Annotated in this window: 21 protein-coding genes; 4 read left to right on the top strand and 17 right to left on the bottom strand. The window is 56.7% G+C overall.

Annotated features, from left to right (window positions below; all coding sequences use genetic code 11):
- Positions 1–10 precede the first annotated feature (10 nt).
- The 5 genes from rpsJ to rpsL form a co-directional block, all read right to left on the bottom strand.
- Entirely contained in the window at positions 11–319 is a 309-nt protein-coding gene (gene rpsJ / locus BAR1_RS00555; RefSeq protein WP_118941212.1) for a 30S ribosomal protein S10, read from the bottom strand.
- 82 nt (positions 320–401) lie between these two features.
- On the bottom strand, positions 402–1,577 hold the full coding sequence (gene tuf, locus BAR1_RS00550) for an elongation factor Tu (RefSeq protein ID WP_118941211.1): 1,176 nt from the start codon (positions 1,575–1,577) through the stop codon (positions 402–404).
- 42 nt (positions 1,578–1,619) lie between these two features.
- Positions 1,620–3,737 (bottom strand): elongation factor G, encoded by a 2,118-nt coding sequence (gene fusA, locus BAR1_RS00545; RefSeq protein WP_118941210.1) that lies wholly within the window; start codon positions 3,735–3,737, stop codon positions 1,620–1,622.
- Positions 3,738–3,761: 24 nt separating this feature from the next.
- Complete coding sequence (rpsG, locus tag BAR1_RS00540) at positions 3,762–4,232, bottom strand: 30S ribosomal protein S7 (RefSeq protein ID WP_118941209.1); 471 nt, start codon at positions 4,230–4,232, stop codon at positions 3,762–3,764.
- 12 nt (positions 4,233–4,244) lie between these two features.
- Positions 4,245–4,616: a 30S ribosomal protein S12 gene (gene rpsL / locus BAR1_RS00535; RefSeq protein ID WP_118941208.1), complete on the bottom strand. Its 372-nt coding sequence runs from the start codon at positions 4,614–4,616 to the stop codon at positions 4,245–4,247.
- 314 nt (positions 4,617–4,930) lie between these two features.
- Between rpsL and BAR1_RS00530 the strand changes: the two genes are divergently transcribed.
- A complete protein-coding gene (locus tag BAR1_RS00530; RefSeq protein ID WP_118941207.1) occupies positions 4,931–5,932 on the top strand; it encodes a glycosyltransferase family 2 protein in 1,002 nt (333 codons plus the stop codon).
- Here the strand turns inward: BAR1_RS00530 and BAR1_RS00525 are convergent.
- The 10 genes from BAR1_RS00525 to BAR1_RS00480 all read right to left on the bottom strand — a co-directional run bounded on the left by BAR1_RS00525 (position 5,929) and on the right by BAR1_RS00480 (position 19,956).
- Positions 5,929–6,804 carry a DMT family transporter gene (locus BAR1_RS00525; RefSeq protein WP_118941206.1) on the bottom strand — a complete coding sequence of 292 codons (876 nt, stop codon included), beginning with the start codon at positions 6,802–6,804 and terminating at the stop codon, positions 5,929–5,931. The genes BAR1_RS00530 and BAR1_RS00525 overlap by 4 nt on opposite strands.
- A gap of 157 nt (positions 6,805–6,961) precedes the next feature.
- Positions 6,962–11,224 carry a DNA-directed RNA polymerase subunit beta' gene (gene rpoC, locus BAR1_RS00520; RefSeq protein WP_118941205.1) on the bottom strand — a complete coding sequence of 1,421 codons (4,263 nt, stop codon included), beginning with the start codon at positions 11,222–11,224 and terminating at the stop codon, positions 6,962–6,964.
- A 54-nt stretch (positions 11,225–11,278) separates the two neighbouring features.
- Positions 11,279–15,415, bottom strand: coding sequence for a DNA-directed RNA polymerase subunit beta (gene rpoB, locus BAR1_RS00515; RefSeq protein WP_118941204.1), 4,137 nt, complete (start codon positions 15,413–15,415; stop codon positions 11,279–11,281).
- 250 nt (positions 15,416–15,665) lie between these two features.
- The gene (rplL, locus tag BAR1_RS00510; RefSeq protein ID WP_118941203.1) at positions 15,666–16,043 is read right to left on the bottom strand and encodes a 50S ribosomal protein L7/L12; all 378 of its coding nucleotides are present in this window, start codon (positions 16,041–16,043) and stop codon (positions 15,666–15,668) included.
- A 72-nt stretch (positions 16,044–16,115) separates the two neighbouring features.
- Positions 16,116–16,628: a 50S ribosomal protein L10 gene (rplJ, locus tag BAR1_RS00505; RefSeq protein ID WP_118944286.1), complete on the bottom strand. Its 513-nt coding sequence runs from the start codon at positions 16,626–16,628 to the stop codon at positions 16,116–16,118.
- A gap of 284 nt (positions 16,629–16,912) precedes the next feature.
- The gene (gene rplA, locus BAR1_RS00500; protein WP_118941202.1) at positions 16,913–17,611 is read right to left on the bottom strand and encodes a 50S ribosomal protein L1; all 699 of its coding nucleotides are present in this window, start codon (positions 17,609–17,611) and stop codon (positions 16,913–16,915) included.
- Between the two features lie 2 nt (positions 17,612–17,613).
- A complete protein-coding gene (rplK, locus tag BAR1_RS00495; protein ID WP_118941201.1) occupies positions 17,614–18,039 on the bottom strand; it encodes a 50S ribosomal protein L11 in 426 nt (141 codons plus the stop codon).
- 105 nt (positions 18,040–18,144) lie between these two features.
- A complete protein-coding gene (gene nusG / locus BAR1_RS00490) occupies positions 18,145–18,678 on the bottom strand; it encodes a transcription termination/antitermination protein NusG (RefSeq protein WP_118941200.1) in 534 nt (177 codons plus the stop codon).
- Positions 18,679–18,864: 186 nt separating this feature from the next.
- Complete coding sequence (gene secE / locus BAR1_RS00485) at positions 18,865–19,074, bottom strand: preprotein translocase subunit SecE (protein ID WP_118944285.1); 210 nt, start codon at positions 19,072–19,074, stop codon at positions 18,865–18,867.
- 111 nt (positions 19,075–19,185) lie between these two features.
- Entirely contained in the window at positions 19,186–19,956 is a 771-nt protein-coding gene (locus BAR1_RS00480) for a DeoR/GlpR family DNA-binding transcription regulator (RefSeq protein ID WP_118941199.1), read from the bottom strand.
- A gap of 84 nt (positions 19,957–20,040) precedes the next feature.
- Here BAR1_RS00480 and BAR1_RS00475 point away from each other — a divergent pair, with 84 nt between their 5' ends.
- The 3 genes from BAR1_RS00475 to BAR1_RS00465 all read left to right on the top strand — a co-directional run bounded on the left by BAR1_RS00475 (position 20,041) and on the right by BAR1_RS00465 (position 23,605).
- On the top strand, positions 20,041–21,432 hold the full coding sequence (locus BAR1_RS00475; protein ID WP_118941198.1) for an NAD(P)/FAD-dependent oxidoreductase: 1,392 nt from the start codon (positions 20,041–20,043) through the stop codon (positions 21,430–21,432).
- Complete coding sequence (locus BAR1_RS00470; protein WP_228408634.1) at positions 21,429–22,667, top strand: NAD(P)/FAD-dependent oxidoreductase; 1,239 nt, start codon at positions 21,429–21,431, stop codon at positions 22,665–22,667. Before BAR1_RS00475 ends, BAR1_RS00470 begins: the two co-directional genes overlap by 4 nt.
- Positions 22,668–22,786: 119 nt before the next feature.
- The gene (locus tag BAR1_RS00465; protein WP_118941197.1) at positions 22,787–23,605 is read left to right on the top strand and encodes a cyclase family protein; all 819 of its coding nucleotides are present in this window, start codon (positions 22,787–22,789) and stop codon (positions 23,603–23,605) included.
- 171 nt (positions 23,606–23,776) lie between these two features.
- Here BAR1_RS00465 and BAR1_RS00460 read toward each other — a convergent pair whose 3' ends face one another.
- Both BAR1_RS00460 and BAR1_RS00455 read right to left on the bottom strand, forming a co-directional pair.
- The gene (locus BAR1_RS00460) at positions 23,777–24,634 is read right to left on the bottom strand and encodes a branched-chain amino acid aminotransferase (protein ID WP_118941196.1); all 858 of its coding nucleotides are present in this window, start codon (positions 24,632–24,634) and stop codon (positions 23,777–23,779) included.
- A gap of 15 nt (positions 24,635–24,649) precedes the next feature.
- Positions 24,650–25,624: a quinone oxidoreductase family protein gene (locus tag BAR1_RS00455; RefSeq protein WP_118941195.1), complete on the bottom strand. Its 975-nt coding sequence runs from the start codon at positions 25,622–25,624 to the stop codon at positions 24,650–24,652.
- Between the last annotated feature and the right edge of the window lies 1 nt (position 25,625).

Here is a 25,625-nt window from a genome sequence, read left to right as displayed (position 1 = left end):
TCAGCCCTCCTTAAACCTTGATCTCGACGTCAACACCGGCCGCCAGATCGAGCTTCATCAGCGCGTCAACGGTTTGAGGTGTCGGGTCAACGATATCCAACAGGCGCTTGTGCGTGCGGATCTCGAATTGCTCACGGGATTTCTTGTCTACGTGGGGACCACGCAGAACGGTGAATTTTTCGATCTTGTTCGGCATCGGAATCGGGCCGCGCACTGTGGCGCCTGTCCGTTTCGCGGTGTTGACGATCTCTTGTGTGCTGGCGTCCAGTACACGATAGTCAAACGCTTTTAGCCGAATGCGAATAGTCTGGCTTTGCATTTAATTAGCCTTTCGCGGCTCATAAGTTGATAGGAGGATCACCGGCTCATCCGGTGACCCTCGTCGAACCCGTATCGTTGGATTACTCGATGATTTTGGACACAACGCCGGCGCCCACAGTGCGGCCGCCTTCGCGGATCGCGAAGCGCAGGCCGTCTTCCATGGCGATCGGCGCAATCAGTTCAACTTCGAACTTCAGGTTGTCGCCGGGCATAACCATTTCTGTGCCCTCGGGCAGCGTTACCGTGCCGGTTACGTCCGTGGTGCGGAAGTAGAACTGCGGACGGTAGTTCGCGAAGAACGGCGTGTGACGGCCACCCTCGTCCTTGGTCAGGATATAGGCTTCGGCCTCGAACTTGGTGTGCGGTGTAACCGAACCCGGCTTACACAGGATCTGGCCACGCTCGACACCGTCACGGTCGATCCCGCGCAGCAGAACACCCACGTTGTCGCCCGCTTCGCCACGGTCCAGCAGCTTGCGGAACATTTCAACACCGGTACAAGTTGTCTTGCTTGTGTCGCGGATGCCGACGATTTCGATTTCGTCGCCAACGTTAATCACGCCACGCTCGATACGGCCGGTCACAACAGTCCCGCGACCGGAAATCGAGAACACATCCTCGATCGGCATCAGGAACGGCTGGTCAACAGCGCGTTCAGGTGTCGGGATATATTCGTCAATCGCCGCCATCAGTTTCTTGATGGATTCTTCGCCGATTTCAGGATCGCGCCCTTCCAGAGCGGCCAGAGCCGAACCCGGGATCACAGGGATGTCGTCGCCGGGGTAGTCATAGGAGGACAGCAGTTCGCGGATCTCCATTTCAACCAGTTCCAGCAGCTCTTCGTCGTCGACCTGATCGACCTTGTTCATGTAGACAACCATGTAGGGGATGCCAACCTGACGGCCCAGCAGGATGTGCTCGCGGGTCTGGGGCATCGGGCCGTCAGCTGCGTTCACAACCAGAATGGCACCATCCATCTGCGCCGCACCGGTGATCATGTTCTTCACATAGTCGGCGTGGCCGGGACAGTCGACGTGCGCATAGTGGCGTGTCTCGGTTTCATATTCAACGTGGGCAGTCGAAATGGTGATCCCGCGTGCCTTTTCTTCCGGCGCGCCGTCAATTTCGTCGTAGCCTTTGAAATCACCAAAATATTTGGTGATCGCTGCCGTCAATGTGGTCTTGCCGTGGTCAACGTGGCCGATTGTGCCGATGTTAACGTGCGGTTTCGTACGTTCAAACTTTTCCTTAGCCATGGTGGCCTCCTTCTTTACACTTTATGCGATGCGCCACCGCGCCTACGCGTATTTCGCTTGGATTTCTTCCGAGATATTCTGCGGAACAGGGTCATAATGGTCGAACTGCATCGAGAAGTTCGCACGGCCCGAAGACATGGACCGCAGGGTGTTGATGTAACCGAACATGTTGGCCAGAGGCACAAAGGCGTCGATCGCAATCGCGTTGCCGCGTGTATCCTGCCCCTGGACCTGACCACGGCGCGATGTCAGATCGCCGATGATGTTACCGGTGTATTCTTCCGGTGTGATCACTTCGACTTTCATGATCGGCTCGAGCATCTTCGCGCCGGCTCGTTTCAGGCCTTCACGCATGCACATACGGCCAGCGATTTCAAAGGCCAGAACCGAGGAGTCAACATCGTGGAACTTGCCGTCGATCAGGGCAACCTTGAAGTCGATTACCGGGAAGCCAGCCAGCGGACCGCTATCCATAACAGACTGGATGCCTTTTTCGACGCCCGGGATATATTCCTTGGGGATCGAACCGCCAACAATGCGGCTTTCAAAGCTATAGCCTTCGCTCGGCTCTGTCGGCGAAATGATCATTTTCACTTCGGCGAACTGACCAGAACCACCCGACTGCTTCTTGTGGGTGTAGCTGTGCTCAACTTCGTGGCTGATGGTTTCGCGATATGCCACCTGTGGCGCGCCGATGTTGGCTTCAACCTTGAATTCGCGCTTCAGACGATCCACCAGAATATCAAGGTGAAGTTCGCCCATACCCTTCATGATCGTCTGACCCGATTCAAAATCGGTTTCCACACGGAAGGACGGATCCTCGGCTGCCAGACGGGCCAGACCGGCCGACATTTTTTCCTGGTCGGCTTTGCTTTTCGGCTCGACCGCAATCTCGATCACGGGATCGGGGAAGGTCATAGTTTCCAGAACCACAGGCTCGTTCACAGCACAGAGCGTATCACCCGTGGTGGTCTGTTTCAGACCGGCCAGTGCGATAATATCGCCAGCAAAGGCTTCGTCGATCTCTTCGCGGTTGATAGAGTGCATCATCATCATCCGGCCAACGCGCTCTTTTTTGCCTTTGGTCGAGTTCAGGATGCTGTCGCCTTTCTTCAACACGCCCGAATAGATACGCGTGAAGGTCAGCGAGCCAACGAAGGGGTCGTTCATGATTTTGAACGCCAGTGCCGAGAATGGCATGTTATCGTCCGCACGGCGGGGGATATCACGCGTTTCGGTTTCGTCACCGGGTTTGAAGCCCATGTAATCGACAACGTCCAGCGGGCTGGGCAGGAAATCGATCACAGCGTTCAACAGCGGCTGAACACCTTTGTTTTTAAAGGCAGAACCAGCCAGAATGGGAACGAATTTCATTTCAATGGTACCCGCGCGGATCAGTTTGCGCAGAGTATCAACATCAGGTTCGTTGCCTTCCAGATAGGCTTCCATTGCGTCATCATCCATGTCGACAGCAAGTTCGATCATGGTGGCGCGGCGGTCGTTGGCTTCGTCCTGCAGCTCGGGGCGAATATCGCGCAGCTCCCAAGATGCACCAAGGTCTTCACCAACCCAAACCCACTCCTGCATGGTGATCAGATCAACGATGCCCTCAAGCTCGGTCTCGGCACCGATCGGAAACTGAACGGGGCAAGGAATTGCACCCGTACGGTCTTTGATCATGTCGACACAATTCTGGAAGTTCGCACCGATTTTGTCCATCTTGTTGACGAACACAATCCGCGGAACCTTGTAGCGATCAGCCTGACGCCAAACAGTTTCTGTTTGCGGTTCGACACCGGCGTTGGCGTCCAGCAGGGCAATCGCACCATCCAGAACGGCCAGCGAACGTTCAACTTCAATCGTGAAGTCAACGTGGCCGGGCGTGTCGATGATGTTCATCCGGTGCTTTTCGGTTTCCTCGGTTTTGCCATCCGTGGTACGCGCCCAGAAAGTGGTTGTCGCAGCCGAAGTAATGGTGATGCCGCGCTCCTGCTCCTGTTCCATCCAGTCCATTGTCGCAGCGCCATCGTGCACTTCGCCAATATTGTGGGATTTCCCGGTGTAATACAGAATCCGTTCGGTACAGGTGGTTTTACCTGCGTCGATGTGGGCCATGATACCAAAGTTGCGGTACCGTTCTAGTGGATATTCGCGTGCCATTTTCTCGGGCCTAACCTTAAAGTGTTACCAGCGGTAATGGCTGAAAGCTTTGTTTGCTTCGGCCATTTTGTGGGTGTCTTCGCGTTTCTTGACGGCTGTGCCGCGGCTGGAAACCGCGTCCATCAGTTCGCCTGCCAGACGCTCTTCCATTGTGTTCTCGTTGCGCTTGCGGGCAGCGATGATCAACCAACGGATCGCCAGCGCTTCGCGGCGCTCGGGGCGAACTTCGACAGGCACCTGATAGGTCGCACCACCAACCCGGCGCGAACGAACTTCGACCGACGGTTTGATGTTGTCGAGCGCTTCGTGGAAGACCTCGACAGGGGCGCGCTTCAGTTTTTCTTCAACACGGTCAAAGGCGTTGTAAACGATGCGCTCGGCGGCAGATTTTTTGCCGTCGATCATCAGGTTATTCATGAATTTCGAAAGAATGCGGTCGCCAAATTTGGCGTCCGGCAAGATTTCGCGTTTTTCTGCAGCGTGGCGACGTGACATCTCGCTCTCTCCTTATTTCGGCTTCTTCGCGCCGTATTTCGAGCGGCGTTGTTTACGGTCTTTGACGCCCTGGGTATCCAGCACACCACGCAGGATGTGGTAACGGACACCCGGAAGGTCTTTTACACGACCGCCGCGAATCAGAACCACCGAGTGTTCCTGAAGATTGTGACTTTCGCCCGGGATGTAGCTGATCACCTCGAAACCGTTGGTCAGGCGAACCTTCGCAACTTTCCGCATAGCGGAGTTCGGCTTTTTCGGTGTTGTTGTGTAGACGCGTGTGCAGACGCCGCGTTTTTGCGGACACCCCTGCATATGCAGCGACTTCGAGCGTTTTACTTTAGGCTGCCGTGGTTTGCGGATCAGCTGTTGTATCGTTGGCATTCCGGTAAATCCCCGTGTTGCAACACATTAAAAATTTCACGCGGACCGTATGCCCGCACAGCGCAAAAGCCACATGCGCCCCCAATTTCAGGGACGATATGGCGGGTACCAGAGGATCGGAGCGCCAGCCCGGATCTTGACCACTACTAGTTCTGAGTTGGGCATAAAGGGAATACACCCTGCCCAAGTGGTCGCCGTATATGGGGAGTCGCAGCGCGTGTCAACAGGTGCCGGTAAACATTAGGCAATCTGTTTGACGCATGACGATCAGGCCTATTAGATGATCGCAAGCAATCCGCAAGGCAAGGGAATTCATGCAGGGCAGTCTGGCACTAACCGCAATGCGAAACGAAGGCCCGTTTATTCTGGAATGGGTTGCCTGGCAAAAGATGCTGGGTTTCGAAAACATCCTTATCCTGCACAATGACTGCACCGACCATTCACCACAATTGCTACGCCTGCTGGATCGTATGGGTGAAGTAACGGCCAAGCGCCACGAACCCCGCGAGGGTCATAGCCCGCAAGCCGAAGCCTATCGCACGGCCCGCAGCAACAGGTTGGTGAAACAGGCAGAATGGATGTTCACCTGCGACGTTGACGAATTTCTGGTGATCCACAAAGGGGACGGCAGCATTGGCGCACTGCTGGACAATGGCAAGGTGCCCTTTGCTGCAATGGCCATCAACTGGCGCCTGTTTGGCAGCGCAGGTCACAGAAAATGGCAGGATGACCTTGTTCATCGTCGATATTTTCTGTCCAGCGAACCCGATTTCAAACGCAACAGCGTGATCAAAAGCTTTGTGCGCCATCCCCGCCTGTATAAACGGCTGAATTCCCACTGCGCCAGCGGTTGGCAGGGCAAGGGCGCATGGGGTCAGGGCGGGAATTACTGGGCGCTTAGCGACGGGTCACGGTTTGACGAATTCCACCCGAACAAACACCCGCAAAACGCCGTCCCCGATGATCGCAAGCTGCACCACATTGCCGAAGTCCACCATTACGCTGTTCGCAGCCACGAAGAATTCAGTTTCAAAAAGGGGCGCCCTGCAGCGTCCGACTTTGCCGACCGCTATACCGACACATTCCGCAAAACGCTGGACCGGAACGAGGTCGAAAACCTTGCCGTATCGACCTATCGCAAACGGTTTGACTCGGAATATGACCGCCTATGCCAGATCCCCGGTGTGATGCGGCTGCATCATCTGTGCTGTGCCGATTATGTTGCCGATATGTGCACCAAACGCGGCGATGATCCGGCGGCGGATGAACGCTATCTGATTCACAGGGAAATGGCGCAAAAACTGCCGCGCCATTAACGCCGTGCGATCTGGCGTTCCCGATAAAAGGTAAAGGCCCCCATCGCCACCACAATTGCAATGCCCAGCATGGTCACTCCGTCCGGCCAATCCCCGAACACCACAAACCCCAGCAGCAATGCCCACAACAGGCTGGTATAGCGGAATGGTGCAATGAAACCGATTTCACCCAGCCGCATGGTCATCACGCTGAACAGATAACCGCCGATTATGAAAAACGTTGCCCCCGCCAGCAATGCGGCCGACTTGCCGCTGACAGGCTCCCATTCGCCACCTACGGCACCAATGGCGGCGAATATCACCACACCGGTTGCCCCGATCAGGGCAATCGTGACCGATGACACGCCGGCAGACAGCCGCCGTGCGCATAGATCGCGCACCGTCACAAAAGCAACCGCAATCAACGCGTAATAGGCATAGCTGTTGAATCCGTCCACTCCCGGGCGCACAATGATCATCACCCCGGCAAAGCCGATCATAATCGCCACCAGTCGCCGCCAGCCCAATGGCTCGCCAAACAGCATCGCGCCGGTAAGGGTGACGGTCAGCGGCAAGACCTGCAGAATAGCCGTGATGTTGGCGATCGGCATTTCCCGCAACGCGGTGATAAAGAAATAGGTGGCTCCGACATCCGCCAATGTGCGTAACGTAACCAGAAACCAGTCCCGCCGTGGCAGGCGGAAATCCAGCCCGCCCAGCCAGTGCGACACCAGCACCATGAAAAACACCGTCGCCAAACCACGCAGCAGGATGGCCTGAAACAGAGGCAGATCCTTTAGCACCACTTTCATGCAGGCATCGTTAAAGACAAAGGCCGCCATGCTGCCCATCATCAAAAGCGCACCGCGCATGTTGTCCGAGAGTGCCCGCATCACGTGCCGTCTTTCATGTCAGAATTGCAGCCGCCCCGTAATTTTCGGACCGCCCGGCGGAACCTTAGCGGGGAATTTTACCGCTGGGTATCCCTGAAATGTAAAAGGCCCCCGCACATTCATGCAGGGGCCTGTTTGGAGATTTTATGCTGCGTATTTACTCGCGGCTTTCCGGTGTATCCACCAGCCCGCTGTCAAACACGTTATCATCGTCAACAACGTCGGCACCGCCGCCAATATCTTCCGTCGGTGCGGCCAATGCGGCAGCGGCTTCGGCTTCTTTGCGGCGGGCTTCGATCACCACATTATCACGCTCTTGCGCGATTTTGCGGGTCTGCATCGTTGCCCCACCGGTCCCGGCAGGGATCAGACGGCCAACGATTACGTTCTCTTTCAGGCCAACCAGCTTGTCTTTCTTGCCCTGAACCGATGCTTCGGTCAGAACCCGCGTGGTTTCCTGGAACGAGGCCGCCGAGATAAACGAACGGGTCTGCAAGGACGCCTTGGTGATCCCCAGCAGGATCGGCTCGCCTTTCGCCTCGCGAACGCCTTTGGCTTTCGCCTTTTCATTCGCGGCGTCAAACTCGGCCTTGTCGACATGTTCGCCTTTCAGCAACGTGGTTTCGCCGCTGTCCAGAATTTCCCACTTCTGCAACATCTGGCGCACGATCACTTCGATATGCTTGTCGTTGATCTTCACGCCTTGCAGACGGTAAACATCCTGAACCTCGTCCACCATGTAGTTGGCCAGGGCCTCGACCCCCATAACCGCAAGAATATCGTGCGGCGCGGGGTTGCCGTCCATGATGTATTCACCCTTCTGGATGAAGTCACCTTCAGCCACAGGAATGTGCTTGCCTTTGGGCACCATGTATTCGACCGGCTCCATGGTTTCATCGGCTGGCTCGATCGAAATCCGGCGCTTGTTCTTGTAGTCGCGGCCGTAGCGAACGTAACCATCGATTTCGGCAATGATCGCGTGGTCTTTGGGACGACGGGCTTCGAACAGTTCGGCAACACGCGGCAGACCACCGGTGATGTCCTTGGTTTTCGCGCCTTCACGCGGGATACGCGCAATTACGTCACCGGCTTTGACCTCCTGGCCGTCTTCCACCGACAGAATGGCATCCACCGACATCGCATAGGTCATCGGGTGGCCTGCCGCGTTTGCCACGGCTTCGCCGTTCTTGTCCAGAATGATGATCTCCGGCTTCAGGTCATTGCCTTTGGGCGCAGCGCGCCAATCGACAACGACCTTCTGGGTCATACCTGTGGCATCATCGGTTTCTTCACGAATGGCCACACCGGCAACCAGATCGATGTATTTCACTGTACCTGCCTTTTCGGTGATGATTGGCAGGGTGTAGGGATCCCATTCGTACAGCTTGTCGCCGCGGTTGACCTTCTGGCCTTCTTTTACATGCACCTTCGAGCCATATGTCAGCTTGTGATGTGCACGTTCCTGACCGTTTTCATCGATGATCACCAATTGCATGCTGCGGCCCATAACGATCATTTCGCCATTGGCATTTTTCAGCAGGTTTGCATTTTTGAAACCGACTGTGCCGGCTTGAGATGCTTCCTGGAACGACTGTTGGCCACCCTGCGCAATGCCGCCAATGTGGAATGTCCGCATTGTCAGCTGTGTGCCGGGTTCACCAATCGACTGCGCCGCGATAATCCCGACCGCTTCGCCCTGGTTCACCAGGGTGCCACGGGCAAGGTCACGACCGTAACAGGCCGCACATACGCCCTCTTCCGCCTCACAGGTCAGCGGTGAACGCATGCGGATCGAGGCCAGATCGGCCTTTTCGATCCGGTCTGCCATATGCTCGTCGATCAGTTCGTTCTTGCGAACGATAACTTCGTCGGTGCCCGGAACCAGAATGTCTTCGGCAGCCACACGGCCCAGAACACGTTCGGACAGGGATGCAACCACTTCGCCATCATTCACGGCAGCCGATGCGGTGATCGAGTTTTCAGTGCCGCAATCGTGCATCCGCACGATACAGTCCTGCGCAACGTCCACCAGGCGACGGGTCAGATAACCCGAGTTCGCCGTCTTAAGCGCCGTATCGGCCAGACCTTTACGCGCCCCGTGGGTCGAGTTGAAATACTCAAGCACCGTCAGGCCTTCTTTAAAGTTCGAGATAATCGGCGTTTCGATAATCTCGCCCGAAGGTTTGGCCATCAGACCACGCATACCGCCCAGCTGTTTCATCTGCGCCGGGGAACCACGCGCGCCCGAGTGGGCCATCATGTAAACGCTGTTCGGCTCCATTTCGGCGCCGGCATCATCCACGCGCATGGCGGACATTTCAGACATCATCGCTTCGGCAACTTCGTCGGAACATTTCGACCAGGCATCCACAGCTTTGTTGTATTTTTCGCCCTGTGTAATCAGGCCGTCCATATACTGCTGTTCGAACTCTTTTACCTGTTCGCGAACACCATTAACGATGTCCCATTTGTTGTCGGGGATCAGCATATCGTCTTTACCAAACGAAATGCCGGCCTTGAACGCTTCGCGGAAACCGACGGTCATGATCTGGTCACAGAAGATAACCGACTCTTTCTGACCGCAATAACGGTAAACCGTATCAATCACCTGCTGCACTTCTTTCTTGCGCAGCAAACGGTTGACCAGATCAAACGGGGATTTGGCGTTCAGCGGCAGCAAAGCCCCCAAACGCATCCGGCCCGGCGTGGTTTCAAAGCGCTTCAGCACTTCGTTGCCTTCCTCATCAATCTGCTTGATCCGCGCGGTGATCCTGGCGTGCAGATGCACTTCACCCGCATCCAGTGCGTGTTGCACCTCTTCGACGCTGGCAAAGATCATGCCTTCGCCTTTCATGCCCTGACGCTCCATCGTGACATAATATAGACCAAGGATCATATCCTGTGACGGCACGATAATCGGTGCGCCGTTGGCAGGGGACAACACATTGTTGGTCGACATCATCAGCACGCGCGTTTCCAGCTGGGCCTCAAGGCTCAGCGGAACGTGGACCGCCATCTGGTCACCGTCAAAGTCGGCGTTGAACGCGGAACAAACCAGCGGGTGCAGTTGAATGGCTTTACCTTCGATCAGCACAGGTTCAAACGCCTGAATGCCCAAACGGTGCAACGTCGGCGCACGGTTCAGCATCACAGGGTGTTCGCGGATCACTTCGTCCAGAATATCCCAAACCTCGGGACGTTCCTTTTCAACCAGCTTTTTCGCCTGCTTCACGGTCGAAGACATGCCTTTGGCCTCAAGCCGCGAGTAGATGAACGGCTTGAACAGCTCCAGCGCCATCTTTTTGGGCAGACCACATTGGTGCAGCTTTAGTTCCGGTCCGGTCACAATCACCGAACGACCGGAAAAGTCGACGCGTTTACCCAAAAGGTTCTGACGGAAACGGCCCTGTTTGCCTTTCAGCATATCCGACAGCGATTTCAGCGGGCGTTTGTTGGCCCCTGTAATCACGCGGCCACGGCGGCCGTTGTCAAACAGCGCATCGACAGATTCCTGCAACATACGTTTTTCGTTACGCACGATGATATCGGGCGCACGCAGTTCGATCAGACGCTTCAGGCGGTTGTTGCGGTTGATCACGCGGCGATACAGATCGTTCAAATCGGATGTCGCAAAACGGCCACCATCCAGCGGCACCAGCGGGCGCAATTCTGGCGGGATCACAGGCACAACGGTCATGATCATCCATTCCGGACGGTTGCCGGATTCAAGGAAGGCCTCGACGATTTTCAGACGCTTGATGATCTTTTTAGGCTTCAATTCGCCGGTGGCCACGGCCAGATCGGCACGCAGGGCTTCGGCTTCGCCTTCCAGATCAATCTGGCTCAGCATTTCGCGGATGGCTTCGGCACCGATACCGGCGGTGAAGGCGTCCATGCCATAGGCATCCTGCGCATCCATGTGCTCTTCTTCCGACATCAACTGGCCATATTGCAGGTCGGTCAGGCCGGGTTCGATCACCACATAGTTTTCGAAATACAGGATACGTTCCAGATCACGCAGGGTCATATCCAGCATCAGGCCAATGCGCGATGGCAGCGATTTCAGAAACCAGATGTGCGCAACGGGTGCGGCCAGTTCAATATGGCCCATCCGTTCGCGGCGCACTTTTTGCAGCGTGACTTCGACACCGCATTTCTCGCAGACAACGCCGCGGTATTTCATGCGTTTATATTTGCCGCACAGGCATTCGTAATCTTTGATCGGGCCAAAGATACGCGCACAGAACAGGCCGTCGCGTTCGGGCTTGAACGTGCGGTAGTTGATGGTTTCGGGTTTCTTGATTTCCCCGAAAGACCACGAAAGGATACGTTCCGGCGATGCCAGCGATACCTTGATCTCGTCAAACACCTTGGGGGGTGTCAGCGGGTTAAACGGGTTGTTTGTCAGTTCCTGGTTCATTTTGATACCTCAAATTGGGTTGCAGATGGGTGGGGGGATTGGGGCGCAGGCCCCTTAATCCTCACCCTCCGCATCCAGGAGTTCCATGTTCAGGCCCAAACCGCGGACCTCTTTCACCAGCACGTTGAAGCTTTCGGGCACACCGGCCTCGAAGTTGTCTTCGCCTTTGACGATGCTTTCGTAGACCTTGGTCCGGCCTGCAACGTCATCCGACTTGACTGTCAGCATTTCCTGCAGCGTATACGCCGCACCATATGCTTCCAGTGCCCAGACTTCCATTTCCCCGAAGCGCTGGCCACCGAACTGGGCCTTACCACCCAGGGGCTGCTGCGTGACAAGGCTGTAAGGACCGGTCGAACGCGCGTGGATCTTGTCATCCACAAGGTGATGCAGTTTCAGCAGATACTTCATACCAACCGTCACAGGACGCGAGAATTGCTCGCCCGTGCGGCCATCATAAAGGATCGACTGGGCACTGCTGGTAAAGCCGGCACGTTCAAGGGCATCATTGATATCCTCTTCCTTGGCGCCGTCGAATACCGGCGTGGCAATCGGCACCCCGTTGGTGACGTTGCTGGCGGCTGTGATCAGTTGATCATCGTCCATACCTTTGATGCCTTCTTCATAGACATCGTCACCATAGGCAATTTTCATGGCATCACGAACCGGAGCCAGATCACCGGACCGGCGATAGGCCTGTAGTGCCTCGTCAATCTTCAGACCCAGACCGCGCGCGGCCCACCCCATATGGGTTTCAAGGATCTGACCGACGTTCATACGCGACGGCACGCCCAGCGGGTTCAGACAGAAATCAACCGGTGTCCCATCTTCCAGGAACGGCATGTCCTCCATCGGAACAACGCGGGAAATAACACCCTTGTTCCCGTGACGACCGGCCATTTTATCACCCGGCTGCAGCTTGCGCTTGACCGCGATGAACACCTTGACCATTTTCATCACACCCGGAGGCAGATCATCGCCACGGCGAACCTTTTCGACCTTGTCTTCAAAACGGGCATCCAACACGCGTTTCTGCGCCTCGTATTGCTCGTTCAGAGCTTCAACCTCGGCGGCGTCTTTTTCGTCGCCCAGCGCCAGTTGCCACCACTGGCCTTTGGACAGCATGTCCAGCAGCTCTTCGGTGATTTCCGACTTGGGCTTCACACCTTTGGGGCCTTTTACAGCCACCTTGCCCAGAATCATGCCTTTCAGACGCGCATAGGTGTTGCGGTCCAGAATGGCCAGTTCGTCGTCACGGTCACGGGCCAGGCTTTCAACCTCTTCCCGCTCGATCTGCAAGGCACGTTCGTCTTTTTCCACACCGTGGCGGTTAAAGACGCGCACCTCGACAACCGTGCCGAAATCGCCGGGTTTGACCCGCAGCGATGTATCGCGAACGTCTGATGCTTTTTCACCGAAGATGGCCCGCAGAAGTTTTTCTTCAGGGGTCATCGGGCTTTCGCCCTTGGGGGTGATTTTACCGACCAGAATATCGCCCGGCTGAACTTCGGCACCAATGTAAACGATACCGGCCTCATCCAGATTGCGCAGGGCTTCTTCACCGACGTTCGGGATGTCGCGGGTAATCTCCTCGGGGCCGAGCTTCGTATCACGCGCAGCGACTTCGAATTCCTCGATGTGAACCGAGGTGAACACGTCGTCACGAACAATACGTTCGGAAATCAGGATCGAGTCCTCGTAGTTGTAGCCGTTCCACGGCATAAACGCGACCATGATGTTCTTGCCCAGTGCCAGTTCCCCCAGATCGGTGGACGGGCCATCGGCAATCACTTCGCCTTTGCCAACTTTGTCACCCACTTTGATCAGCGGGCGCTGGTTGATACAGGTGTTCTGGTTCGAGCGCTGGAATTTGCGCAGACGGTAGATATCAACGCCCGGGTCACCGATTTCCAGATCTTCGGTTGCGCGGATAACGATGCGGTTTGCGTCGACTTGGTCAATCACACCGCCACGACGGGCCATGATAGCCGCGCCTGAATCGCGGGCAACGACTTCTTCGATCCCTGTGCCAACCAAAGGCGCTTCGGCCCGCAGCAGCGGCACAGCCTGACGCATCATGTTCGAGCCCATCAGGGCGCGGTTGGCGTCATCGTTTTCAAGGAACGGGATCAGCGAGGCCGCAACCGACACCAGCTGTTTCGGGCTAACGTCAATCAAGTCTACGTTTTCACGCGGGCTAAGCAGGTAGTCACCCGATTTACGGCTGGAAACCAGATCGTTTTCAAACCGGCCATCGGCATCCAGATGCGCGTTGGCCTGGGCCACTGTGTGACGCATTTCCTCGGTCGCGGACATGTAATGCACTTCGTCCGTTACCTGCGCATCGACAACCTTGCGATACGGGGTTTCGATAAAGCCGTATTTGTTCACACGCGCGAATGTCGCCAGAGAGTTGATCAGACCAATGTTCGGACCCTCGGGCGTTTCAATCGGACACATGCGGCCATAGTGGGTGGGATGCACATCGCGCACCTCGAAACCGGCACGTTCGCGGGTCAGACCACCCGGCCCAAGCGCGGACAGGCGACGTTTGTGCGTCACCTCGGACAGCGGGTTGGTTTGGTCCATGAACTGCGACAGCTGCGACGAGCCGAAGAATTCGCGAACCGCAGCCGCAGCCGGTTTGGCGTTGATCAGGTCCTGCGGCATCACCGTGTCGATTTCGACCGACGACATACGCTCCTTGATCGCACGCTCCATGCGCAGCAGACCAACGCGGTACTGGTTTTCCATCAGCTCGCCAACCGAACGGACACGGCGGTTGCCAAGGTGGTCGATATCGTCGACCTGGCCCTTGCCGTCGCGCAGTTCGACCAGCGCCTTGATGCAGGCGATGATGTCTTCGCGGCGCAGGGTGCGCTGGGTGTCTTCGGCATCCAGATTCAGACGCATGTTCATTTTCACGCGGCCAACGGCGGACAGATCGTAACGTTCACTGTCAAAGAACAGCGTATCGAACAGGGCAGAAGCGGATTCAACGGTGGGCGGCTCGCCTGGGCGCATCACGCGGTAGATGTCCATCAGCGCGGTATCGCGACCCATATTTTTGTCGACGGCCAAAGTGTTTCGGATGTAGGGGCCGACATTGATGTTGTCGATGTCCAGAACCGGAATATCGGTGATACCGGCATCCAGCAGCTCCTTCAGGGTGCCGCCAATGACTTCGCCCGCCTTGTCCATCTCTTGCGTTAACTCGTCCCCGGCTTCGACGTAAATCGCACCGGTTTCCTCGTTGATGATATCTTTGGCGACGAATTTACCGACAATCTGGTCAAACGGCAGCAACAGGTCTGTGACCTTGCCTTCGTCAATCAGTTTTTTAACCGCCCGCGGGGTAATCTTTTTACCGGCTTCGGCAATCACCTTGCCGGTTTTGGCATCCACCAGATCAAAGGTGGGGCGTGTGCCACGCACACGATCGGGGAAGAACTTGGTGACCCAGCCCTTGTTCTTCTTCAGCTTGTAATCAACGGTGTCGTAATAGGCATCCATGATACCTTCCTGATCCAGACCCAATGCATACAGCAGGGTTGTCACAGGCAGTTTGCGACGACGGTCGATGCGGGCAAAAACGATATCTTTGGCATCGAATTCAAAATCCAGCCACGAACCGCGATAGGGAATGATACGGCAGGTGAACAGCAGTTTGCCCGACGAATGGGTTTTACCCTTGTCGTGGTCAAAGAATACACCGGGCGAACGGTGCATCTGCGAAACGATCACCCGCTCGGTGCCGTTCACAACAAATGTGCCGTTCGGAGTCATCAAAGGCATGTCACCCATGAACACGTCTTGTTCTTTGATGTCCTTGACCGATTTGGCGCCTGTATCTTCGTCGATATCAAACACGATCAGACGCAGGGTAACCTTCAGCGGGGCTGAATAGGTCATGTCGCGCTGCTGACATTCCTCGACATCGTACTTTGGCTTTTCCAGATCGTATTTCACGAATTCCAGAATGGCCGTTTCGTTGAAATCCTTGATCGGGAAAACCGACTGGAAAACACCGTTGATGCCTTCGCCGTCCATCGGAGTCAGCTGATCGCCGGACTTCAGGAACAATTCATACGAGGATTTCTGAACCTGAATCAGGTTCGGCATTTCCAGAACTTCACGGATCTTGCCGTAATATTTACGCAGCCGCTTTTGGCCAAGATAAGATTGCGCCATCTGTATTGTCGCCTTTCAATTTGCTCGCGGGTGCGCTGGCTGTCTGGGCCACAGCAACGCGCCGCACATGCAACTGGATCACGGTCTATTCTCGCAAGCCTCCCATTGGCCTGCTCTCGTACCTTGAACCAAGTCTTGGAAAAGGCTTCGGACAAAAGCCCTTTCCAAGACAGGTTCGGCTGAACCCGGATTTCTCCGGATTCAGCCAGATCTAAATGCCAGCAGACCACCAAAGCGCCCTGCCTGTGAATTACTTCACTTCGACTTCGGCGCCAGCTGCTTCCAGCTTGGCTTTGACTTCTTCGGCTTCGGCCTTGTCTACGCCTTCTTTGACAGCTTTGCCGCCAGCTTCGACCAGGTCTTTTGCTTCTTTCAGGCCCAGGCCGGTCAGGGCGCGGACTTCTTTGATGACAGCAATTTTCTGCGGGCCAGCGGCAACCAGAATCACGTCGAATTCTGTTTGCTCTTCAGCAGAAGCGCCACCAGCATCGCCACCACCGGCAACCATTACAGCACCACCGGCAGCAGGCTCGATGCCATACTCGTCTTTCAGGATAGTTTTCAGTTCTTGTGCTTCGAGAAGGGTCAGACCCACGATCTCTTCAGCCATTTTTTTCAGATCAGCCATTTTACTGTTTCCGTTCGTTTAAGATGTGTTCCAACGTCATGGGATATCCATACGCCGGTCTTACTTTGTTGCTTAGGCAGCCTTGTCTTCGATCGTAGACAAGATACCGGCGATGTTGCTTGCAGGCGCGCCAATGGCACCGGCGATGTTGGAAGCAGGCGCCCCGATGCAACCCGCGATCGAGCTGATAAGCTCTTCGCGCGAAGGCATGGCAGCGACGGCCTTAACACCGGCGACGTCCAGAACGTTTTCACCCATTGCCCCGCCAAGGATTTCGAACTTGTCGTTTTCCTTGGAGAACTCCTGAGCAACCTTGGCAGCAGCCACAGGATCCTCGGAATAGGTTAGAACGGTCATACCCGTCAGAAGGTCGGCAATGCTTGCGCAGGGCTTTCCGTCAAGGGCGATTTTGGCAAGCCGGTTTTTGGCAACACGCACATGGCCACCCGCTTCGCGCATTTGCGCCCGCAAGGTTTCCATATCCGCAACTGTAAGACCCGCGTAGTGGGCAACCACTACAACGCCAGAGCTTTCAAAGATTTCGCCGAGTTCAGCGACTACGGCTTCTTTTTGTGCTCTATCCACAGTTTCACTCCAATTATGGAAGGGTTTCCCCTTCCGGCTCAGTTTGTGCCCCGTATCGGTGGGGCGTTTCGGGTCCAATTTCAGGGTCCCGAGGCCAAAATCACCCGAGGAATACACCCCGTGAAATTCGTCTCGTTTCCCATCTCGGGAAGGACTTCCAGAAGCCGGATCAGATCCGGCTCATGCCCTCCGTCTCGGACAGAACAGAACCTTTCGGCCCTGCTATCTGGCAGCCGCGAACGCCTGCCAAATTTCGTAGGGCGGGGTTCACCCCGCCGTAAACCTTAGTTACCGGTCGCGTTGTCGATGTTCACCGACACGCCAGGGCCCATGGTCGAGCTCAACACGATCTTCTTCATGTATGAGCCTTTCACCCCCGAAGGGCGGGCCTTTTGAACGGCATCCACAAAGGCGCGTACGTTTTCAACCAGCTTGGCTTCGTCAAAGGACGCTTTGCCAACACCGGCGTGAACAACGCCTTCTTTTTCCGCTTTGAACTGCACTTCACCGCCTTTGGCAGCTTCAACAGCAGCCGCCACATCCATGGTAACCGTACCCACTTTGGGGTTCGGCATCAGGTTGCGCGGGCCAAGCACCTTACCCAGACGGCCAACGATCGGCATCATGTCGGGGGTGGCGATGCAGCGATCGAATTCGATCTTGCCGCTTTGGACGATTTCCATCAGATCCTCGGCACCAACGATGTCGGCACCGGCTTTGGTGGCTTCTTCTGCTTTGGCGTCACGGGCAAATACAGCTACACGAACTGTTTTCCCTGTGCCGTTCGGCAGACCGATAACACCACGAACCATCTGGTCGGCGTGACGCGGGTCAACACCCAGGTTCATTGCAATTTCGACCGTTTCGTCGAATTTAGCAGTTGCGTTGGCCTTCACCAGTGCAACAGCTTCTTCAACACTCAGGTCTTCTTTACCGGCGAATGCCTCACGGGCTGCCTTGATACGTTTTCCAAGTTTAGCCATGATTATTTCACCTCGATGCCCATGGACCGCGCCGAGCCCATGATGATTTTGATCGCGGCCTCGATATCGTTCGCGTTCAGGTCTTTCATTTTCGCTTCGGCGATTTCTTTCACCTGGGCGACCGAAACAGTTGCCACGGTTTCGCGGCCAGGCAGGCTTGCGCCGGACTTCAGTTTCGCAGCTTTACGCAGGAAATAAGACGCAGGCGGCGTCTTGATGTCCATGCTGAACGATTTATCCTGATAATATGTGATCACGGTCGGGCACGGTGCGCCCGGCTCAAGGTCCTGTGTCTTGGCGTTGAACGCCTTACAGAATTCCATGATATTAATGCCGCGCTGACCAAGCGCCGGACCCACGGGGGGGGACGGGTTTGCTTGACCTGCAGGCACTTGCAGCTTCATTGTGCCAGCCAGTTTTTTAGCCATCAGGCTTCTCCTACTTTCAACATTCCCGCCAACGCGTCGGCAGGGGTTAGGGTTGCGTGGTCCGGTTCGATAGGCGCGCCCACCGTTCCTCCCACATGCTTCGCATCAGGTCTCTTTTTTGACCTGCGTGAATTCCAGTTCGACCGGTGTTTCCCGGCCAAAGATCGATACCGTCACCTTCAGGCGCTGGTTGTCTTCGTCCACTTCTTCGACCATCCCGTCGAAACCTTCGAAAGGACCGTCCGCAACGGCAACTTTTTCGCCAATTTCGAAAAAGATCAGCGTGCGTGGTGATTCGGCCGTTTCCTCGACGCGGTTCAACAGCGCGTTGACCTCGGCGTCGCGCATCGGCATCGGTTTGCCCTGCGGCCCCAGAAAACCGGTGACGCGGTTGATTGAATTGATCAGGTGATAGCCCTGATCCGACATTTCCATCCGCACCAGAATGTAACCGGGCATAAAGCGGCGCTCGGTCGTAACCTTCTTGCCGCGACGCACCTCGATCACCTCTTCGGTGGGCACCAGAACTTCTTCGATTTCATTTTCAAGGCCAGCTTCAATCGCAGCAGTTTTTACCTGCTCGGCAATCTTTTTCTCGTAATTCGAGAGAACGCTAACCGAATACCACCGCTTCGCCATCTTGCCTTAGCCCTTGTGCCAGCCGCGCCGGAGCGCGGTAAATTCCAATTATTTCAAACGGTTAACCCGCTTGCATCCATAACAAAAAACAGCGCGCAACCCGAATCGCTGCACGCCTGTCATTGTGGTGCCGCCCGCTCTACAACTGAAACCCAGCCTTTTCAAGTGCGTAGACGGCAGTTTTTATTAACCGAACATCCCCAGAACCGCTGTCAGGGCCGAACGGATTGTCAGATCAACGATCGAAAAGAAAATAGCCGTCAGCGCCGCCATGATGAAAACCATGATGGTTGTCAGCATTACTTCGCGGCGGGTTGGCCAAACAACTTTGGCAACCTCCGCGCGAACCTGCTGGAAAAACTGGATAGGACTGGGGATTTGTTTGGGTTTAGCCATCGAGCTGCCTGCCTTTGAATTGATCTGGTTGCAGATACGCGCAAACTGGGGGTTTTTCAAGGTGTGAATCCTGACGGGCCGTTTTCGCCCCTGTTCTTGCCGATAAAGCCGCTATTCACTGCCTTCGGTGATCACAACCTCGGCCCCCGCAGCCCCGAGCGCCCGTCCCAGATCGGCAGGCGGAGCCAGATCACAGACCAAACGGTCGATCCCCTCCAGCGCACACACCCCGAACGAGGCCATGGCCCCGAATTTACTATGATCCGCCAGAACTGTCACCGAACCCGCCCGCCCGATCATCGCCTTGGCCACTTGCGATTCCTCCAGATCGAAATCGGCAGCACCTGCAACCGCATCCAGCGCCCCGACGGTCAACACCGCATGATGCGCACGAAACCCTTCTATCTGCGCCACCGTTAATGAGCCGACCGTCTGCCGGTTATCATAACCAAAGCTGCCACCCAGCAAATACGCATAGGAATTTCCGCGGGCCGAAATGACCTGCGCTATATCGGTAGAGTTGGTGATGATGTTCAGCCCCTTCACCCCGGCCAGTTGTTCGGCGAAATACAACGTGGTCGAACCTGTATCGACAAACAGGGTTTCACCGGGTTTGAACAGGTTGGCGGCTGTTTTGGCAATCTGGACCTTGGCCGCAACATTTTCCCCCATCCGCTGTTGGAACGCCCCTTCCCCGAATCCGCGTGGCAGCATTGCCCCGCCATGGAATTTCTGCACCTTGCCCTGGTTTTCCAGTTCGGTCAGATCCCGCCGGATGGTTTCACGCGATGCCCCCAACAGGTCGGCCAGATGCTCTACCGTCGCCTTTTCATGCGCGCGGATTTCGGCAACAATTCGGGATTGGCGATCTTGAACTCTCATTCCGGCCCTTTTTCTTTGACTGTTCGGGCATTTTTAGTTACTGAATAGTCAAAGTCAACAGCAGTAATAAAAACTCGGTATTCCATGACAATAAACAGCACCCCCTATGACGTTGCCATCATCGGTGCCGGTATCGTTGGCTGCGCCATGGCGCGGCGGTTTACGCTGGAAGGGGCGCGGGTGGTTCTGCTAGAAAAGGCCACCGACATTCTGGATGGCGCCAGCAAAGCCAACAGCGCGATCCTGCACACCGGCTTTGACGCGCCCGTCGGCTCGATCGAAGTTGGCTGCATTCAGGCCGGTCACGAGGAATACCGCCGGATTTACCGCGACTTCGGCCTGACGCTGGACGAATGCGGCGCCAATGTAGTCGCCTGGAGCGAAGAAGAAGTGGCCAAGCTGGAGCAGATCCAGCAACAGGCCGTAGATAACAACGTGATGGACACCCGCCTGATCACCGGCGACGATCTGCGCAAGGTCGAGCCAAACCTGTCCGATCGCGCCCTTGCCGCCATCGCGATCCCGCGCGAGAGCCTGATTGACCCGTGGTCTTCGCCCTATGCCTATCTACAGCAGTCTTTGATGAATGGCGGCGAAGTTATGCTGTCCTGCGAGGTTACCGGCGGGCGGTTCGACGGCAGCGGATGGAAACTGGAAACCACGCAAGGGCTGGTGCGGGCAAACCATGTGGTCAACTGCGCCGGCCTTTATGGTGATCTGGTCAACAGTTCCGTGTTCGGGCAGGCCCCCTTCACCATCACCCCGCGCAAAGGGCAGTTCGTGGTTTATGACAAAGCCGCCAGTCGCCTTGCCCGTTCGGTTATCCTGCCCGTTCCCACGGCCCGCACCAAGGGCATCGTGCTGTTTCGCACCGTGTTCGGCAATCTGGCCGTCGGTCCCACCGCCGAGGATCAGCAAAGCCGCACGGATTCCTCGATCGACACCGAAACCCTGCGAAGCCTGATGGCGGCCGGCGAGGCAATTGTGCCCGCCCTGAAGGGGATGCCGGTGACGGCGACCTACGCAGGGCTGCGGCCCGCGACGGAATTCAAGGATTACCAGATCAGCGCCGATGCCGCGAACAACTGGATCACCGTGGGCGGCATCCGCTCGACCGGCCTTAGCGGGGCATTGGGCATCGCGCAGTATGTTTACGGCCTGTATCGCGATACGGGGGCAGACCATACAGCCCTGACCGATCCGGTAATCCCCACCGCCCGCGTGCTGACCGATACTGCCAATCGTGACTGGAAGGAAAAGGACCACGGCGAAATCGTTTGCCATTGCGAGCTGGTCACCCGCCGCGAGATCGAAGCGGCCCTCAGCGGCCCACTGGCGGCAAAATCGCTGGCCGGACTGAAACGGCAAACACGGGTGACGATGGGGCGCTGTCAGGGGTTCTTTTGCTCGGCCCGTCTGGCGGAACTGACCGAAGGGCGCTTCGTCATTCCGATGGCCGAGGGGGTAGACAAATGATTGACCTGACCACCCCGATTGACGTTGCCATCATCGGCGGCGGCCCCTCTGGTCTGGCGGCGGCCACCACGTTGAAAGCCACAGGCGTGGCCCGCGTGGTTGTGCTGGAACGCGAATCCGATGCGGGCGGCATCCCGCGCCATTGTGGCCACCCGCCGTTTGGCGCACGGGAATTCAAACGCATCTATACCGGCCCTGCCTATGCCCGCAAACTGGTGCAAACTGCTCTTGCCGCCGGTGTGGAAATCCACTGCCTGACCACTGTGGTTCAGGCCCGCGAGGGTGGTGAATTGTTGTTGGCACTGCCCGAAGGACAACAGGTAATCAACGCCCGCCGCGTGATCTATGCCACCGGCGTGCGCGAAACCCCGCGCTCGGCCCGATTGCTGGGCGGGATGCGGTTGCAAGGCGTGGTGAACACCGGCGCGCTGCAATCCATGGTGTTTCTGAAACACATGCGCCCGTTCAAACGGCCGGTGATCGTCGGCACCGAACTGGTTGCGATTTCCGCCGTTTCCACCTGCGCCCACGCCGGTATCCGGCCGGCGGCGATGGTGGAACCCGATCCGCGCCCGACCGCCCGCTTTCCCTTTACAATCTATCCGCGCCTGAAATGCGTGCCGATGCACTTGAACACCCGCCCCGTGGCGATCCACGGTGATAAAACCGTTTCCAGCCTCGAGGTCGAGGACGCGGATGGCGCCCGCAGACATATCGACTGCGACGGGGTGATCCTGTCGGGAATGTTCACACCTGAATCCACCCTTGGCCGCATGGGCCATCTGGAGGTTGACCCCGCGACGGGTGGCCCCGTAGTGGACCAGTTCGGGCGGTGTTCCGATCCGGTGTATTTCGCGGCGGGCAACCTGTTGCGCCCTGTGGAAACCGCCGGCTGGTGCTGGGACGAAGGCCGCAGGGCCGGCGCGCGTGTGGCGGATGATCTGGCCGAAAGACTGCCGAATGGCATAGAAACAGTGCCTGTCTCGGTTCAGGGGCCGGTGTTGAAATATGTCATGCCGCAGCGTCTGAACCTCAAGGTGTCCCGAGGCAAGGATGTGCTGCAACTGCGCCTGAACGATATCGCTAAGGGGCGGATCATTGCCACCAGCGGCGGTAAAACTGTCGGGCAGTGGTCGGTAAACAGCCGCAAGGAACGGCGCGTTCTGCTGTCCGTCAGCCGTCTGGACCAATCCGCAATTACCGGTCCGGTAACCATGACATTCACACCGGCATAACCGGCGCGGATTTTACCAAATGGCAGAATTTTCTTCCAATCGGTGATTTTACCGATAGGTTTACCTTGGGGAATTCAACAACCCGTAACAACAAACGACTGTAAATCAGGGAGAAAAACATGTGTGATATATGCGTAATGAACGCGGTGAAGGACAAGATGCTGTCGCGCCGCGGCTTTTTCAAATCGGCAGCGGCGGCAGGCGCGGCGGCGGCAGTCGGCTCGTCCATGACAGGGACGGCGGCGATGGCGGGCGGGCACAACTCGGTCACCGATATGACCCACACGCTGGATGCGGATTTCCCGACCTATTTCGGTGAATCCCAGTTTTCGATGGAATCAAAATTCAACTTTGCCGAACACCATTTCAACCTGAACCAGTTCACCGTGAACGAGCACACCGGCACCCATATTGACGCGCCGCTGCATTTCTCGGCGGACGGAAAATCGGTAGACGAAATTCCGGTGTCCAACCTGATCGCCCCGCTGTGCGTGATCGACATCGCAGCCCGCGCGGCCGAAGACGCCGATACAATGGTCACACCGGATGACATAAAGGCATGGATCGCGGCGAATGGCGAAATTCCGGCCAACGCCTGTGTGGCCATGCATTCCGGCTGGGCGGCACATGTTGCCAGTGACAAATTTCGCGGCTTTGATGGCGAACTCCAGCATTACCCCGGCTTCCATGTAGAAGCGGCGAAAATGCTGATGGAGGAAACCGGCGCGACATCTATCGGTGTGGACACACTGTCACTGGATCACGGCATGTCGGCCGATTTCGCAACCCATTATGCGTGGTTGCCATCAGGGCGCTTTGGTATCGAGAACCTTGCCAATCTGGACAAGGTACCCGCAGCAGGCGCGACCCTGATCGTTGGCGCGCCGAAACACCGTGGCGGCACCGGCGGCCCTGCCCGTATTTTCGCGATGGTTTAGGGCGCATCCAATCTATTCATATTCGTGTATTTACCGCGCAACCCGAGGCAGCGTTTGCACCTGCAAATGCGTTCGGGTTGTGTAGTGAATTCAATTGGATTGGATTTGCCCTAACAACACAAGGCGGGCGACTCGACGCAAGGCGCAGAGCCGCCCGCCCCCGCTTTCGGATCAGGCCTTGGCCCACTCCCAATAAAGTTCCCGTGCCAGTTTCGTCACCGGCCCGATTTCAAACTCCGTATCCTCGATCTTCACAATCGGCGTCACCTTGGTGATGTTGCCGGTCAGGAACACTTCGTCCGCGTCCTCGAAATCTTCGTAACGCAAGGTCGTTTCCTCGACGGTTTTGCCCGCTTCGCGCAACAGCTTGATAACCCGCTGGCGCGTGATGCCGTTCAGGAATGTCCCGTTGGGAACCGGTGTTTTCACCACCCCGTCCTTGACCATGAAAATATTCGCCGTGGCCGTTTCCGCGATATTGCCCAGCGCATCGGTAACGATGGCATTGTTATAGCCACGCGCCTGCGCCTCGCGGATCATCCGGCCGTTATTGGGATACAGGCAGGCCGCCTTGGCGTTGACCGGTGCCATGCTCTGCATTGGGCGGGTGAATTGGGTTTTGCACAGGGTCTGGCTGGCATCCGGCGCAGACATCGGGATTTGCTCCAGACACAGGCAAAATACAGTCGAATCAGGGTCAGGCACCACAACACCCACGCCGCCCTCTTTCGACCAGTACATCGGCCGTATATAAACCGCCGCGTCGTCGTCGAATTTCTCCAGCCCCTCCATCACCAGCGCCTGCATTTCATCCGCGCTCATGGTGGGCTTCAGGCCCATGACATATGCAGAATCATTCACCCGCTGGCAATGCGGCTCCAGATCCGGCACCACACCTTCGAATTTGCGTGCGCCGTCAAACACCAGTGATCCCAGCCAGGTGCCATGATCGGCGGCATTCATCACCGGCATATCGCCCTGATGCCATGCCCCGTTGAACCACGTCCAGATTACGCTTCCGACTGCCATATTCCTATTCCTTGTTTACGGGATCAAAACGGTTGATCCGGTTGTCTTTCGCCCCTCGAGCGCGATATGCGCTTGGTTAGCTTTGGCCAGAGGGTAACGCTGATTGACGTTGATCTTCAATGTGCCATTTTCGATCATCGCAAATAAATCCGATGCAGCACTTTCCAGATAGGCACGGTCCGCCGTGAAATGGAACAGAACGGGGCGGGTGACGGTGTAAGAGCCAACCGCCAGATCGGACAGTTTGAAATCCAGATAAGGGCCCGAGGACTGACCGAAATTTACCAGCGTGCCAAAGGTTTTCAAACAGTTCATGGAACCGGCAATCGTGTCATGCCCGATGCTGTCATAAACCGCATGAACGCCCTCGCCGCCGGTGATCTCTTTAACCCGCTCGACGAAATCCTCGGATTTATAGTCGATCGTGTGGGCATAGCCATGTTTAGCGGCCAGCGCGCATTTTTCCGGCCCGCCAGCGGTGCCGATTGCCGTCACCCCCTTGGCCGCCAGCCATTGCCCTGCGATCAGGCCAACACCCCCCGCCGCCGCGTGGAACAGAACTGTCTGGCCCTTTTCCACCTTGAAGGACCGGTGCAGCAGGTAATGCGCCGTCAGCCCTTTCAGCATAGCGGCCGCCGCCACCTCGTCGCTTACCCCGTCGGGCAACCTGACCAGATGCCGCGCCTCGATCACCCGTTCGGACACATAGGCACCGTTCGGAATGGTATAGGCCACGCGGTCACCCACGGCGAAACCTGTCACCCCGTCGCCCAGCGCAGCAACCGTGCCGGCGGCTTCGCTGCCCAGCACCAGATCCTTGTCCACCGGCCACAGATACAGACCGCTGCGAAAATAGGTGTCGATGAAATTTACGCCGATGGCATTGTGTTTCACCAGAACCTCGCCCGCCTTGGGCGCGGGCGTTGGCAGGTCGATTTCATGCAGAACTTCTGGACCGCCCGCTTTGGCGGCTGCAATGGCTATGGGCATC

Source organism: Profundibacter amoris, assembly GCF_003544895.1.
Lineage (GTDB): Bacteria > Pseudomonadota > Alphaproteobacteria > Rhodobacterales > Rhodobacteraceae > Profundibacter > Profundibacter amoris.
The sequence above is the reverse complement of the archived record's forward strand: the minus strand, read 5'-3'. Positions and strand labels throughout refer to the sequence as shown.

Coding starts and splice junctions, on each gene's coding strand:
- rpsJ (WP_118941212.1), bottom strand. CDS start 319: ATGCAAAGCCAGACTATTCGCATTCGGCTAAAAGCGTTTGACTATCGT.
- tuf (WP_118941211.1), bottom strand. CDS start 1,577: ATGGCTAAGGAAAAGTTTGAACGTACGAAACCGCACGTTAACATCGGC.
- fusA (WP_118941210.1), bottom strand. CDS start 3,737: ATGGCACGCGAATATCCACTAGAACGGTACCGCAACTTTGGTATCATG.
- rpsG (WP_118941209.1), bottom strand. CDS start 4,232: ATGTCACGTCGCCACGCTGCAGAAAAACGCGAAATCTTGCCGGACGCC.
- rpsL (WP_118941208.1), bottom strand. CDS start 4,616: ATGCCAACGATACAACAGCTGATCCGCAAACCACGGCAGCCTAAAGTA.
- BAR1_RS00530 (WP_118941207.1), top strand. CDS start 4,931: ATGCAGGGCAGTCTGGCACTAACCGCAATGCGAAACGAAGGCCCGTTT.
- BAR1_RS00525 (WP_118941206.1), bottom strand. CDS start 6,804: ATGCGGGCACTCTCGGACAACATGCGCGGTGCGCTTTTGATGATGGGC.
- rpoC (WP_118941205.1), bottom strand. CDS start 11,224: ATGAACCAGGAACTGACAAACAACCCGTTTAACCCGCTGACACCCCCC.
- rpoB (WP_118941204.1), bottom strand. CDS start 15,415: ATGGCGCAATCTTATCTTGGCCAAAAGCGGCTGCGTAAATATTACGGC.
- rplL (WP_118941203.1), bottom strand. CDS start 16,043: ATGGCTGATCTGAAAAAAATGGCTGAAGAGATCGTGGGTCTGACCCTT.
- rplA (WP_118941202.1), bottom strand. CDS start 17,611: ATGGCTAAACTTGGAAAACGTATCAAGGCAGCCCGTGAGGCATTCGCC.
- rplK (WP_118941201.1), bottom strand. CDS start 18,039: ATGGCTAAAAAACTGGCTGGCACAATGAAGCTGCAAGTGCCTGCAGGT.
- nusG (WP_118941200.1), bottom strand. CDS start 18,678: ATGGCGAAGCGGTGGTATTCGGTTAGCGTTCTCTCGAATTACGAGAAA.
- secE (WP_118944285.1), bottom strand. CDS start 19,074: ATGGCTAAACCCAAACAAATCCCCAGTCCTATCCAGTTTTTCCAGCAG.
- BAR1_RS00480 (WP_118941199.1), bottom strand. CDS start 19,956: ATGAGAGTTCAAGATCGCCAATCCCGAATTGTTGCCGAAATCCGCGCG.
- BAR1_RS00475 (WP_118941198.1), top strand. CDS start 20,041: ATGACAATAAACAGCACCCCCTATGACGTTGCCATCATCGGTGCCGGT.
- BAR1_RS00470 (WP_228408634.1), top strand. CDS start 21,429: ATGATTGACCTGACCACCCCGATTGACGTTGCCATCATCGGCGGCGGC.
- BAR1_RS00465 (WP_118941197.1), top strand. CDS start 22,787: ATGTGTGATATATGCGTAATGAACGCGGTGAAGGACAAGATGCTGTCG.
- BAR1_RS00460 (WP_118941196.1), bottom strand. CDS start 24,634: ATGGCAGTCGGAAGCGTAATCTGGACGTGGTTCAACGGGGCATGGCAT.
- BAR1_RS00455 (WP_118941195.1), bottom strand. CDS start 25,624: ATGCCCATAGCCATTGCAGCCGCCAAAGCGGGCGGTCCAGAAGTTCTG.